Below are 13333 nucleotides of genomic sequence, written 5' to 3'. Positions count from 1 at the left end.
CGCCGGGCCGAGTGCTGCCGGGCTGCTTGGCCGGGTGCCGCCGGGCTGCGGGTTGCTGGGCCGAGTGCCGCCGGGCCGACGGGCTGCGGGTTGCCGGGCCGCCCGGCAGCCGGGCCGCCGTGCGTTGCGCATCGGCCGACCGGCCCGCTCGCACGAAAGGGCAGCGGCCCGCCGGGACTTCCGCTCCGGCGGGCCGCTCTCCTCAACTCACCCCGGGCCGTGTCCCGCCCGGCGCAGCCTCACCCGGTCGCGCGCCGCGCGTGGGTTTTGGCCCCGTGAGCGTTTCACCTGCCGAAGAAGGCGTTGTGGATCGTGACCGTCGACTTGTTGTCCTTCTTGTCGGTGACGACGGCCTTCAGCGATATCGCCCTGCCCTTCTCCGGGGCGCGTACGGTGACCTTGCCCGCGCCGACCTTGGCGCGCAGCCACTTCTCGTTGTCGTACGAGACCAGCACCCGCAGCGACTTGAGACCGGATCCGGCCGCCGCGCCCTGCACCACGACGGGAATCGTCTGCTTGCGGCCCGCCGGAACGGTGGAGTCAAGCGCGAGCCTCGGCAGGAAGCGGACCGTGGAAATCGGCAGCGTCGTACGGGTTTCGGTACGGGCCGAAGTGAAGGTCCACGAGGCGTCGATCCGGGTCCCGGCGCGGTAGACCGCCGGGTTCCGGTTGATCGTGGTCGCCACCTTGTACGTGGCGGACTCCGGAGGCAGCGTGAAGAACTGCTCGTCGATGGCCGCGTCCTCCTTCGCGTACAGCACGCCGTTGCGGTGGATGGTGGTGCTCGCGCCGGCGTACCGGGCGAACCCGGGATGGCCCGCCTCGTCACTGACCAGCGTCAGCGAGCCGTGGATGGCGTCGCCGTCGCGGACGATCCCGTCGCCCGCGTTCACCTGCGGTCCCATCACACCGGCATGGAACTTCTCGGTGTGCGTCGTCCCCGGCTCGAAGCGCCGCGCCCTGTCGAGGGAGTAGGCCGCTTCGGCCTGCCGGTTGCCCGCCGGGTCCTTCTCACCCAGCACACCGGCCGTGATGTTCCAGACGGCCTCGTCGTCCGTGGACAGGTACACCTTCCGGGTCCCCGGTAGCGCATGCGCGGTGAAGACCGGTTCGACACCCCCGTTGGCCAGTTCGCCGTACGCCTGGACGATGCCGTCGACGCCGGGCGCGGACGACCCGATCTTCACCTTCACCAGGGCCATGTTCTTGGTCGTGTAGGTCTTGCTGTAGCCGGTGGCCAGCTCCGGAACCAGGCTGCCGGCGAGCGCGTTGTACTCGGTGGCCCCCCGCTTCCAGTGGGCGGACCACTGCTGGTAGAGCGACCCGTCGGTCACCCGGGCGCCCTGGTAGGCGGTACGGACGTTGTCGAAGCTCGTGAAGTCGCTCCACAAAGTGATGCCCGTGTCAGGCGTGTTCAGGGAGTACATCATCCCCGCGCGCGTCGGCGTGGCCGTCGCGTCCGGCACCTTGAACGACACCGGCCGGGTGGTCCGGGCGTCGAGGTCGACCGTGGTCGGGCCGGTCACCGAGAACTGCGGGTTGTTGATCAGGTCGGCGCCCTTCCCCGGGGCCGCAGGGTCGACCAGCATGTCTGCCGACAGGTTGTAGGTGCCGCGCGGCAGCCGGACCGTGGCCGAACCGGACGACAGATCCGGGAAGAACCGCAGGCCCGATGCGGAGCCGTCGTACCCCTTCAGGTCGGCCTGCCAGCCGGTGCTGGGCGCGCCGTCCCGGCCGGTGGTGCGGAAGGTGACCTCGTACGACTCCGCCTCGCGCTCCACCGCAGCCGCCGTGCGCACGCTCCGGCCGCCGCCGGACGCGACGACGGTGGTCGAGTAGGAGCCGTCGACCGTACCGCCGAGGCGGGTGTCGGCCGTCAGGTCCACGGCGGCGGTGTCGCCCGCCGGGACCGTGACCCGCTGGGCCCCGAGGGTGAAGAATCCGGCCGGGGCGGGCTGTCCGTCCCCGCCGGTGGGCGCGGCCAGCGACAGATCCAGCGTCACATCGGCGCTGCCGTTGTTCCGGTACGTCACCTGCTCGGTGACAGGGGAGTCGTCGGCGTGGGGCCACGGCTGGGTGCCCAGGGAGACCGACACCGGCTCGGCGACGACCGTCTGGTCGATCGCCCTGTCGACGGAGAGCCGGCCCGCGCCCTGCTGGAACACCGAGTGGGAGCCGTCCTTGGCCGAGCCCGTCAGGGCGGCCTTGATCTGTGCTCCGGTCCAGGCGGGGTTCTTCTGCTTGAGGATCGCCGCGGCGCCCGCGACATGCGGGGTCGCCATCGACGTACCGTTCAGGCTCTGGTAGCCGGGCGGGTCCTGCCCCTCCACGCCCGCCGCGGCGGCCGCCGTGATCGATACGCCCGGCGCGGTGATGTCGGGCTTGACGGCCTTGTCGCCGGTACGGGGTCCGGCGCTGGAGAAGTCGGCGATCCGGTCGTCGTCGTCGACGGCGCCGACGGTCAGGGCCGCGTCGGCGCTGCCCGGCGACCCGACGGTGCCCTCGCGCGGCCCTTCGTTGCCCGCGGCTATCGTGAACAGGACGCCCTTCTCCGCGGAGAGCTTGTTGACCTGGGCTTCCAGCGGGTCGATTCCGGGGGTGTCGAGGCCGCCCAGACTCATGCTGATGACGTCGGCGCCCTGGGCGACGGCCCAGTCGACCCCCGCGATGATGCCGGAGTCGTCACCGAACCCCTGATCGTCCAGCACCTTGGCGTTGATCAGCCGGGCCCCGGGGGCCACGCCCTTGAACCGGGCGTCCTTCGCCCCGGTGCCGGCCGCCGTGGACGCGACGTGCGTGCCGTGCCCGTTACGGTCGTTGGCGTCCGGGGAGGCGCTGAAGTTGCGCTCCGCCGCCACCCGGCCCGCCAGGTCCGGATGGGTGGCGTCGATACCCGTGTCCACGACGGCGATCTTCACACCGGTGCCGTCGAACGACCGGGACCAGGCCGCCGGGGCGCCGATCCGGCCGGTGCTGCGGTCGAGCGACGCCTTGCGCACACCGTCCAGCCAGATCCGCGCGATGCCGGAGGCGGTGGCCGCCGAACCGTCGTGCTGCTGACGCGTCAGCGCGTCCCACAGGGCGCCCTCGCTGTCGGTGGCGGCGGCAGTGGTGACGGCATCGGCGTCGAGGGCCGACAGGGTCCGGCGGACGGTGGTCCCGTCGGCGGACCGCACCTCGGCGCGGGCGGAATCGGCCGCCGCCCCCCGGTAGCCGACGATCACCTTGAGGCCGGCCCGGTGGACCTTGCGGCTCTCCGGCTCGGCGAGTGCGGTGATGTCGAACAGCCGCCGGTCCAGGCTGCCGTCGGCGATCAGCTGCCGGGCGTCACGCGGCACCACATGGGTGCGGCCGTCATGGATCTCGGTGAAGAAGGGGATGCCCTCCCGGCCCTTGGCCCGCTGAATGCCGCCGACCCGGCCCTCGGCGTCCACGAGGACCCGGTCTCCGGTGATCAGAGTGACGGTGTGAACGGTCCCGCCGGCCGCTTCTTGTAAACCCTTGGCGGTGACCGGCGACGCCGTGTCCGGGCCGCCGGTCTTCCCCGACGCCGGGCCGGTCATGCCCATCGTCATGGCGACTGCGGCCGCCGCGACGGCGCAGGCTTTCATTGGTCGTTTACGCAAGATGGTCCCTGCTCAGAAGTGAATCGGGCGGGCGAAGGCCCGGCCGCACGGGACGTGTTCGGCTACGTGTGCGCCCCGGATTTCTGAAGTATGCAGAGGCCGTTCGAAGGCACTCAATGATCGTTGTGTAACAGGCGCCCGGCGTGATCCGGCGGACCCGGAGCGGTTCAAGGCTGAGGCGACAGCTGGAGGTTCACTGGACTCCGAACGGTCAGGTGTTCCGCCGTTCGGGGCGGCACGGCCTCGACCGTGACGTCGGCGGCCAGGCAGGTGCCGTGCTCCTGCTCGATGACGGCCCGCAGTGTGTCGCCGCGTGCCGGTGTGACCGAGACCCAGGCCGGGGCGTCCAGTTCCACCCAACCGTCGAAGGAGACAGCCATTCCGGTCACCATGCGGTTCGCGGTGGGGGAGTTCATGTGTGCGGCCTGGCGGACGGCTTCCAGGAGGAGCATTCCGGGGGCGTGGTCGACCGGGTGGTCGAACAGGACGGGGTGGTCCAGGTCGGCGCGTAACCGCCATCGGTCCGCGCGCCCGGTGTCCGCGAGGACCACGTTCTCGTGATGGTGGTGTCCGACCGTGGCCGGCGGCAGCGGAGGCAGTGGCGGCAAGGCCCGGCGGCGTGTCTCGGCGAGGTCGCGCTCGCCGCGTAATCGCCGGTAGACGGCGGGGGAGTGGTTGGTGAACCGAGTCTTGGCGCTGCCGACACGATGACCGTTCAGCAGGACCTCCGCGTGCATGGTCATCGAGGCCAGACAGCCCTTTCTGGTCCGGACGTCGGTGCAGGCGACCTCCAGGACGACATCGGCCTGGGCCTGCGGGATCAGCATGGCCTGCGGTTCGACTTCGAACGAGAAGTCGCCCCAGACCAGATGGCCGCCGAAGGGTGCGTCGTAGGCGGCGTGGGACAGCAGCGGGAACGTCTGACGCACCGTCTCGACGAAGAGCAAGGGGTCGAAGCGCCGGTGGCGGGGCCGGTAGAAGGCGTGGCAACGGGGCCACCGGGCGTGGACGGTGTGCAGGTTGCCGCCGTGGGTGGTCCAGCCGGTGAGGAGGACCTCGGTCGAGTCGTGCTTGTGGACGAGCTCCTGAGAGACTCCTCCGACGGTTCGCGATCTGTCCTGTCTGCCATCGTGAACGTTGGACATGCAGCACTGCCCCCCTGAATCATTGGCCTGCGTGACGACCGTGCAGCTAACATAAATTACGCTATCTATGTCTGTCGAGGAGTGATTCAGGGTGACGTCTGTCAAGGTGGAGCGGGCTGCTCAGACGCGGCAAAGACTCCTGCGGGCGGCGGCGGAAGTCTTCGACGAAGCCGGCTACGAGCAGGCGGCGGTGACCCGGATCGCCGAACAGGCGGGGTTCACCCTCGGTGCGCTCTACTTCCACTTCGGCTCGAAGCAGGGGCTGGCCAAAGCCCTGATGGACGCCCAGCCGACGACGATAGAACCCCACCTGGAATCGACCGGACTGCAGCGCCTGGTCGACATCACCCTCGTGTGGGCGGACCGCATGAAGCGCGACCCGATCCTGCGTGCGGGCGTTCGTCTCGCCATAGAGCAGGGCAGCCACGGTATGAACGACGCCACCTCCTTCGAGGAGTGGCGGGAGCTCATGCGCACCCATCTCGACGTTGCCCTGGGCAACGGTGAACTCCGCGACGGGGTGTGTCCCGACCGGCTGGCGCGGTTCGTGGTTGGTGCCTGCACCGGCATACAGGTCTACTCGAATCTGGCGACCACCCGTGCCGATCTCACGGAAAGGGTCTGCGACATGTGGGATCTGCTGCTGCCCAGCGTCGCGTCCGAGTCCGTGGTGCACGACATCCAGGTCGGCCCCGTCCGTGTCCCGAGACCGTGACCGTAGTCGCGTCCCACGTCGTGCTCACCGGGGCGACGGGGCAGATCGCCCCGTTGATGGTCCGGCACCTCACGGCTCATCACCGAGTCACCCTCACCAGCCGCACTCCGCCCCCCATGGTGCGGCACCCCCGTGTCCGGCACGTCACCTGTGACTATGACGCGTACGGGAGCCTCGTCGACGCTTTCCGCGGCGCCGACGCCCTCTTCGTCGTGACCAGCGATCCCACGCGTCCCGAACACGACCGGAACATAGTGAGGGCTGCTGTCCAGGCCTCCGTGAAACACATCGTCAAGCTCTCCGCGGCGGCGGTGCTCGACAGCGCCGCGCACGACCTCGTCACCGAGTGGCAGCGGAGCAACGAGGAGCGCATCAAGGCGAGCGGCGTTCCCTGGACCATGGTCCAGCCGCGGTCGTTCATGTCCCACGCCCTGGGATGGGCGCCTGGCATCCGCAGTCACGACTCCACGTACGCTCTGTATCCCCACAGTCGCAACGCCTGTATCGCGCCCGAAGACATCGCGGAGGTCTCCGCCCTCGTCCTGGGTGACAGCAGACACCACTTCCGGTCGTACCAACTCACCGGGCCGCAGCCGCTCTCGGCCCATGAGAAGTCGGCCGTCCTCGCCGAACTGCTGGGGCGTCCCCTCGTCTGCCGAGCGCTTTCTCCTGAGGAGGCTCACCTGCACTACTCACGCCGGTACCCGGCGGCGATGGCCGACGCCCTGCTCGCGAGCGCCGGGAGGCAACTCGCCGGTGCCAAGGCCCACGCCACCGACACGGTCGAGCGTCTCACCGGACGGCCCGCCACCACCTTCGCGCAGTGGGCGGCCGACCACCGGGACCGCTTCGAGTGAGACCGGCACCCGCTGAGGCACGGGTGCCGGACGCGCCCCCGGGTCCGTATGGTGCCGGCCTCCGTCCGGCGGGCCGGCGACCGGGAACGGCTCGGGCCGGCTCGTGAGCCCGGCCTCTTCGGGATGACGACTCCCGGGGTGCCCGTACCGAAGGGGACGAAGCGGGGACGGACCGCCCGGTAGACCACGCCGCACTGGCGAACTTGCCCAGAACGTTCCGGGTTTCCTTCGTTCCCGTGCTCATCACTCGACGCCCACCGTATGGTCGGACCGCCCGTCGAGCTGCTGCCGCGGGACCGCGCCGCCCGCTGCCACGGGCAGCCAGATCTGAGGACGGTACGTGAGGGACCTGGTTGGCCTCGTCATCACACGTGGCGACCGCGGTGTCGTGGAGGGCTGGGGAGGAACCGGCCGGTCCGGCGGCCCCGTTCCCTCGGAAGGGGCAGGCCCGGCTCGCGGACCGTCGGGCTCGGCACGGTATCCGGCCCCGCCCCCGGCCAGGAGGGTCCCGGCGTCACCGGTGACGCCGGGAGCCGTCATACCCGGTCCGGTGCGACAACTCCCCTGCCGCCGCAGGTGCTGCCCGGACCGTTCCGGACGGCAGGCCGACAAGCCCGGCGGACCCGGCGTCGAATCCGGAGCCGAAGCACCGGCCCGGTGGGCCGGTCCCGGCGCCACGCCGTCACGCCGCGGGCGCGATGGCCTCGTGGCGGCGCCGGGGACCCGCCACCGCGGAGAAGTCGATCAAAGAGCGCTGGGCGAAGAGGCGCGGTCCCTTTCCCGCGGCCCTCGCGGTGCACGGCCGGCACCCGCCGCTCTTCGCCGACGTTCTTCAGCGGCCACCCGCCCCGCCCTGCCCCGCACAGCCAGCGCCCTCTGACCCGGCCTCTGAAGGGGCCCCTTCGGTCTGGCCGGCCCATCTGGAGCCCGCTCCCGGCGGGTCAGCTGTGCGCCCTCATTGTCGTTGCGATCCCCGAGGACCACATGAAGAACAGTGAACGAGCCGCAAGCACTCGCGCGAATCTCGTCCTGGCAGCAGCACGCCACTTCGATCAGCACGGCTACGACGGTACGACGCTCAACAGCGTGTGCGCGGAGGCGAACGTGACGCTCGGGGCCCTCACCTTCCACTTCCGCTGCAAGGCGACGCTCGCGTCCGCGGTGGTGCGGGAGGGCGTCGAAGAGCTGCGGCGCATCAGCACGGCGTGCTCTGCCGACACCGGGGCCCTCCCCGAGCTGTCACTCCTCGTCCGGCAGGTGGCGACGGCCCTCCAGCGCAACGTCCTCACCCGGGCCGCCCTACGCCTGGTCCAGGAGGGACACGCCGCCTCCGACTGGCTCGATGCCTTCCGTGAAGAGGTTCTGCGCCTCCTCGAAAGGGCCTTCGCCACCGGTGACCTCGTCGCCGACGTACGGCTGGTCACTGCCGAGCGTCTCGTCATGTACGTGGTGGAGGGGGCCACGGCGGAGGCCAGGAGAGCTGTGGACGGGGGAGGCCCGACGGGTCTCGACTTCGCCGAGGTCTGGCGCGCCGTGCTCAACGGCCTGGCCGCCGACACACACTGAGCAGCGCTGTCAGCATATGCCTTCGGAAACGCGGCCGTCGGCCGTCGGGCAGGCGCGTTCGCTGCGGGGCCGACGCGCACAGGGAGACGCGGTGGGGACAGCCTGCGGTCTTCTCCTGCGACCGGTCCCCGCGCACAAACCGACCTCCGTGTGTGACGGGCGGGCAGCAGGTGTTCCGGGATCTCAGCCGCGAGGGCCGGTTCCGGCACCGCGCACCGCACCGCGGTCGTTGACCCGGGAGTAGGTGAAGGCGGCGGAGACCAGCGTCGTGTGGTGATGCCACCCCGGGAACGACCGGCCCTCGAAGTCCTGGAGCCCGAAGTCTCCGTTCAGGGTGCTCACCACACGCGCGGCCAGCCCTGGCTGGCGCATCAGCGGCAGCAGTTCGTGCAGCTGTCGGTCGACCAGATTCGTCAGCCACGTCCGCGCCGAACCGTTCGGGCGGCGCCGGGCGAGCAGCCGCAGCGGTACGCGTTCCGCGGAGGAGCTGGACAGGGTCACCGGGAGGGAGAGGACGGGCTCTCCTTCCTTCGTGGCCGCGGTCGCGGGGTCCATGAGGATCTGCCGGACGGTGAGCAGTGGTGTGCCGGCGGCCGGGGAGGCCGTATGTGCGACGCGCATGGTGTCGGGGACCTCCACCACGAACGGTTGCTCGTTCTGTGCCAGATGAGTGAGGAAGAGTTCTCGGTCCGGCAGCCAGGACAGTTCGGCTGTGACAGGGGCATGCAGGTCAGGGGACCACGAGGGGGCCCGTCCCAGTAGTTCCGAGGCCTGCAACCACAAAGGGCCGCGGATCTCCTCCGGCACCCGCGCCTTGGCCCGCCGGACCCTGGTCCACCCGCAGGGGATGTACAGGTCCCAGTCGACCGGCAGTGGGCCGTACTCACCCGTGGCCAGCACGAGCATTCCCAGCTGACAGTTCGACAGCCGCCCCTGCGTGGGATCGAACCTGCGGTGGACCCCGGCGGAGTGGTCGCCGCGCTTGGGGATGTACACCGGGGCCAGCGTCCAGGCCGTCACCGCCGAGCCGCTCTGTGCCACCCAGCGCAGCAGACCCTGACGTGCCGCCAGCCAGTCCCAAGGGCTCGCGTTCACGAACTGGTGCAGAGCCTGGGAGGCCGTCGGGGAGTCGCTGACGGACTCCGCCAGCCGACGCGTCGACTTCTTGCCCGGCGTCTGTAGCAGCGCCCTGATGTAGAACTTCGCCCATCTGCGTTGATCCGTTCGGGGGAGACCGTCTTCGGCTGTCTCCCCCGAACGAGCCGGCACGCATGGCCGAAGCCGTATGCCGAGGTTTTGTCGCGGACATCGGGCAGCGCCCCCGGACGGACTCGCCCGCACGGCCGGTCTCGTCGCCGGCGGGGGAGGCCCGCCCGTTCCCCGCAGCACGGCCGACGGGCGAGGCCACTGCCGAGGGTTCGGCCCGGCATGCGCGTCATCGGGCGATTCCCGCCCGGTCGCGGACCCGGCAGCCCGGCGCGCGGTCTGCCGGTCCGGCACGCAGCGCACGCAGCCTTCTCCCGGGGAGCGCTGTCCGCGCTCCCGGCGGGATCCACCTTCTGCCCGTCACCTGCACGGCACGCCCAGAGCCGGGACCATGCCGACCGGAGTCGTCCGCGCGTTCCCGGCGCTGCAACATCCACCTGCGGAAGACCGGATAGAAAGCAGACCTTCGGTGCCTTTAGATTTGGCGGACATACCGCCCTCCACGTACCTGACGGACCAGCTGAAGACGACGGCCCGCGACCTCAAGAACGTGACGGGATCCGGGTGTTCCGACGTCCGTCACGTGTCGCTCGCCTCCCTGGTGGTCGCCGACTCGCCACGTCTGGGCGGGGTGGATCAGGAGCACGTCGAGGCGCTCGCGCAGGGTGACATCGAGCCGATCCTGGTCCACCGGGACACCCGGCGGGTGGTCGACGGGATGCACCGGATCCAAGCGGCCAGGCTCCAGGGCGAGGAGACGATCCCGGTCCGCTACCTGGACGGGCCGGTCAGCGAGGTCTTCATCCACTCCGTGGCGGCCAACGTCAGCCACGGTCTGCCGCTGACGCTCGCGGACCGAAGGGCCGCAGCTCGGCGGATCCTGGGTTCGCACCCTGACCTGTCGGACCGGGCGATCGCCCGTATCACCCGGCTGTCCCCGAAGACGGTGAGCGCCGTTCGCCGGGTTTCGACCGAGGATGTTCCACAGTCGAAGGTCAGGGTCGGGGCGGACGGCCGGTCCCGACCACTCGACGCGGCGCGACGCAGGGAGGCCGTGCGCGCCTTCCTCGCGGAGCACCCGGACGCCACGCTCAATGACGCGGCCGCCAGCGCGGGAGTGTCGGTCAGCACCGCGTGCGATGTACGGCAGCGCATGCGGCGTGACGAGCCGGTCTCCCCGCCGCACCCGGGCGCCGCACATGGGACCCCGGACCGTGACCCGGCGGGCACCGACGGGAAACCGGCGGGCGGCCGGTGCGCGGAGCGCGGCCGGCCACAGCGCGCCGAGACCCTGGCGAAGGACCCGTCGCTCCGACTCACGGAGTCGGGGCGCGCGTTGCTGCGCTGGCTGAACGAGCGCGCACCCAACCTCGAAGTGGGGCAGCAGTTGATGGCGGCGGTGCCGCCGCACTGCGCCGTCGTCGTCGCCGACCTGGCCAACTCCTACGCCCGGGAATGGCAGCGGTTCGCCAGCGCCCTGGACCAGGCCGTCAGCGACACCGACGAGAAGTAGGGCGTGTGGGTCCGGGAGGAGGGCGTGCCGGACCCGGGTGTGCGGCGCGTGGGAGCCAGGAGCAAAGCGAATCGGTGCCGGCGCGTGGAACGTGGTGACGCTTCGCGTCCCGGCGGAGGATCGTTCCGGAAACCGGACGCCCGCCGACTGGGCGAGGGCGTCCCGGTGGCGGGCACCCCGCGCCCCGTGCGTAAACGGAAAACGCATTCTGATTTCACCCGGGCACAGGGCGGTTCGGAGTTCCGAGTCCCTTTCTTGACGGTGTGGACATGCCGCTGGACTATGAAATGGCACTCGGCGGTGATTCGCCTGGAGCGTAAAGAGAATTCACCTGAGTGCTCTTGCGCGAGGCGTGAGAATTCCGCATGGCAGGAGGTGTGGATATCCGGAAGCGAAAAGGATGAACCGGCCGAGAGAACGAGCTGTCCGAGCTGTTCGACCTAACGCGAGAAAGGCCTGGAGTTCAGGATGAACCGAGCGGAAGTTCGAGTGGATGCGACCGCGGCCGATGCGGAGACGAGCGCGGACGTCGCTGTGGTCGGAGCGGGCCCGGCCGGGCTGTACGCCGCCTACTGCGCGGGCTTCCGGGGGCTTTCCAGCGTATTGATCGACGCGCTGCCCGAACCGGGCGGCCAGATCGCGGCCCTGTATCCGGAGAAGAAGATCTACGACATCGCGGGGCACCCGGCTGTGCGGGGCAGGGAACTGGTCGACAACCTGGTCGCCCAGGTGGAGCCGTTCCGGCCCGTGTACCTGCTCGGCCGGACGGCGGTCTCCCTGACGCCCGACGAGGGCGGGGGCTGGGCGATCGGCCTCGAGGGCGGCCAGCGAGTGTGCGCCGGGGCCGTCGTGATCGCGGCCGGACTCGGCCGCGCGGTCCCCCGCACCCTGCCCTGCCTGGGGCCCTACCGGAGGCGGGGCGTGGCGTACCACGTGCCGCGTCTCGACGAACACCGCGACCGCGACGTGGTGATCGTGGGGGGTGGTGACAGTGCGGTCGACTGGGCCCTCGCCCTCGCGCCGATCGCGCGGTCCGTCACCGTCGTCCACCGGCGCTCGGCCTTCCGTGCCCACGAGCACAGCGTCAAGCAGATGTACGCGTGCGGTATTCGCGTGATCACCGATGCCGAGGTGGTGGCCTGTCACGGTGCCGAGCGTCTGGACGAAGTGCGCGTACGGGTCGGTGAAGAGCAACGGACATTGCCCGCCCAGGCTCTTGTCGCAGCGCTGGGATTCATCACCGACCTGGGCCCGATCGCTGATTGGGGGCTCCGAATGGCAAATCGCCAGATCGTGGTCGACATGACGATGCGCACGAATGTGCCGGGGGTCTACGCGATCGGCGACATGTGTTCCTACGAGGGGCGTGTTCCGCTCGTGTCGGTGGGCTTCGGAGAGGCAGCGACCGCGGCGAACCATGTGGCGGTAGAGCTTCGCCCCGGCTCCCGTCTCGCGCCGGGCCACTCCACCGACACCGACGGCCATTGATGCCATGACCATGAAAAGACTGAAAATCCTCCCGACAGGAACCGAGGTCCTGCTGCCCGCGGGATCCCCCCTGACCGAAGTCGAGTACGAGATCTCGCAGCGGCTCATTCCGTTCGGTTGCCGCTCCGGATCCTGCGGTGCGTGCGTGATCGAGGTCCTGGAGGGCTCCGGCTCTCTCGGGGAGCCCGACGACGACGAACTCGACTTCCTGCAAGACCTCGGCCGGACCGGCGGCTCACATCGCCTGGCCTGCCAGTGCCGGCTGCAGGGCGACGCGGCCATCCGCGTCGTCGACGCCACCTGAAACCGCTCGTACAAACGTCCGAGCATGCAAAAGAAGAGGTGAACCATGCCGAACCGCGTGACGAACGTCGGCTACGGGGACCGCTCCCGGTTCCTCACCGCCACCGCCTCCGCGAAGCTGCGCGCCGAGATCGACGAGCAGCTCGACCAGCAGGTCCTCGAGTGGTACGCCAACGTTCCCGAGGCCGCCCACCTGGAGGGCAGGAACGTCGACTCCGAGTACTACAAGCGGAACCTGATCGAGACCGCCTGGCGCATCCGGATGCTGCGCGTCTCCGAGGCCAAGGCCCTGGTCGAGATCGCCAAGCGCAGCCCGGAGGCGGCGCAGGTCTGGGCCAACTACGAGCAGGAGGAGATGCTTCACGACGAGCTCTTCATCACCGACCTGGAGAAGGTCGGCGTGTCGCGCGAGGAGTTCCTGGCCACCGAGCCCTACCTGTCGACCAAGCTGCTGACCGGCTACTTCTCCTACCTCCTGGACCACGAGGGCCCGCTCGGCGTCGTCGCGTATTCCTATCTCGTCGAATACGTGAACGTGAAGCTGGAGCCCAAGAAGCTGGAGGCGCTGAAGAACTCGGTCGGCGAGGGCAACATCGGCGGCCAGATCAACCACTCGCACACCGACATCAACGACGACCACCCCGGCGAGGTCTGGGCAGCCGTCCGGCACCTGCTGCGCAACGACGACGACATCGTCGCGTTCAAGCGGTACCTCCGCGAGCACCAGACGATCCTGGCGCAGTACTTCGAGGAGCTCTACCTGGACACCGTCGCCAAGGCCGAGCAGCAGCCTGCCTGATACCCGCCCCAGCGGGGGTGGGGGGGGGGGGCCCCCGCCCCCCCCCCCCCCCCGGGGGGGGCGGGGGGGGGGGGGGGCCGGGGCGGGGGGGGGGGGGGGGGGGGCCCCGGCGGGT

10 protein-coding genes are annotated in these 13333 nt (G+C 70.4%); 7 read left to right on the top strand and 3 right to left on the bottom strand.

All coding sequences use genetic code 11. The features are described from left to right. Nucleotides 1–284: 284 nt before the first annotated feature. On the bottom strand, nt 285–3626 hold the full coding sequence (locus ACGF2Y_RS24835; RefSeq protein WP_392951401.1) for a S8 family serine peptidase: 3342 nt from the start codon (nt 3624–3626) through the stop codon (nt 285–287). A 167-nt stretch (nt 3627–3793) separates the two neighbouring features. Continuing rightward, nucleotides 3794–4771, bottom strand: coding sequence for a ScbA/BarX family gamma-butyrolactone biosynthesis protein (locus tag ACGF2Y_RS24830; protein ID WP_392951398.1), 978 nt, complete (start codon nt 4769–4771; stop codon nt 3794–3796). Between the two features lie 91 nt (nt 4772–4862). Between ACGF2Y_RS24830 and ACGF2Y_RS24825 the strand changes: the two genes are divergently transcribed. From ACGF2Y_RS24825 to ACGF2Y_RS24815, 3 genes are all read left to right on the top strand, one after another. Beyond that, a complete protein-coding gene (locus ACGF2Y_RS24825; RefSeq protein WP_392951395.1) occupies nt 4863–5486 on the top strand; it encodes a ScbR family autoregulator-binding transcription factor in 624 nt (207 codons plus the stop codon). Beyond that, nucleotides 5483–6343, top strand: a complete 861-nt coding sequence (locus ACGF2Y_RS24820) for an NAD(P)H-binding protein (protein WP_392951392.1) — start codon at nt 5483–5485, stop codon at nt 6341–6343. Before ACGF2Y_RS24825 ends, ACGF2Y_RS24820 begins: the two co-directional genes overlap by 4 nt. Nucleotides 6344–7327: 984 nt before the next feature. Further along, nucleotides 7328–7909, top strand: coding sequence for a TetR family transcriptional regulator (locus tag ACGF2Y_RS24815; protein WP_392951389.1), 582 nt, complete (start codon nt 7328–7330; stop codon nt 7907–7909). Between the two features lie 183 nt (nt 7910–8092). Here the strand turns inward: ACGF2Y_RS24815 and ACGF2Y_RS24810 are convergent, their stop codons facing one another. Beyond that, on the bottom strand, nt 8093–9178 hold the full coding sequence (locus ACGF2Y_RS24810) for a transposase (protein WP_392951387.1): 1086 nt from the start codon (nt 9176–9178) through the stop codon (nt 8093–8095). 406 nt (nt 9179–9584) lie between these two features. Between ACGF2Y_RS24810 and ACGF2Y_RS24805 the strand changes: the two genes are divergently transcribed. From ACGF2Y_RS24805 to ACGF2Y_RS24790, 4 genes are all read left to right on the top strand, one after another. Further along, nucleotides 9585–10628: a ParB/RepB/Spo0J family partition protein gene (locus tag ACGF2Y_RS24805; protein WP_392951384.1), complete on the top strand. Its 1044-nt coding sequence runs from the start codon at nt 9585–9587 to the stop codon at nt 10626–10628. 468 nt (nt 10629–11096) lie between these two features. Then, entirely contained in the window at nt 11097–12116 is a 1020-nt protein-coding gene (locus ACGF2Y_RS24800) for an NAD(P)/FAD-dependent oxidoreductase (RefSeq protein ID WP_392951381.1), read from the top strand. A gap of 10 nt (nt 12117–12126) precedes the next feature. Continuing rightward, nucleotides 12127–12420 carry a 2Fe-2S iron-sulfur cluster-binding protein gene (locus ACGF2Y_RS24795; RefSeq protein ID WP_392951379.1) on the top strand — a complete coding sequence of 98 codons (294 nt, stop codon included), beginning with the start codon at nt 12127–12129 and terminating at the stop codon, nt 12418–12420. Between the two features lie 45 nt (nt 12421–12465). Beyond that, nucleotides 12466–13218 (top strand): hypothetical protein, encoded by a 753-nt coding sequence (locus ACGF2Y_RS24790; RefSeq protein ID WP_392951376.1) that lies wholly within the window; start codon nt 12466–12468, stop codon nt 13216–13218. Nucleotides 13219–13333: the final 115 nt, after the last annotated feature.

It is taken from the genome of Streptomyces sp. NPDC048142 (genome assembly GCF_043202835.1).
Classification (GTDB): domain Bacteria; phylum Actinomycetota; class Actinomycetes; order Streptomycetales; family Streptomycetaceae; genus Streptomyces.
Note: the sequence above shows the minus strand (reverse complement) of the source record. Positions and strands in the feature narration are given on the sequence as shown.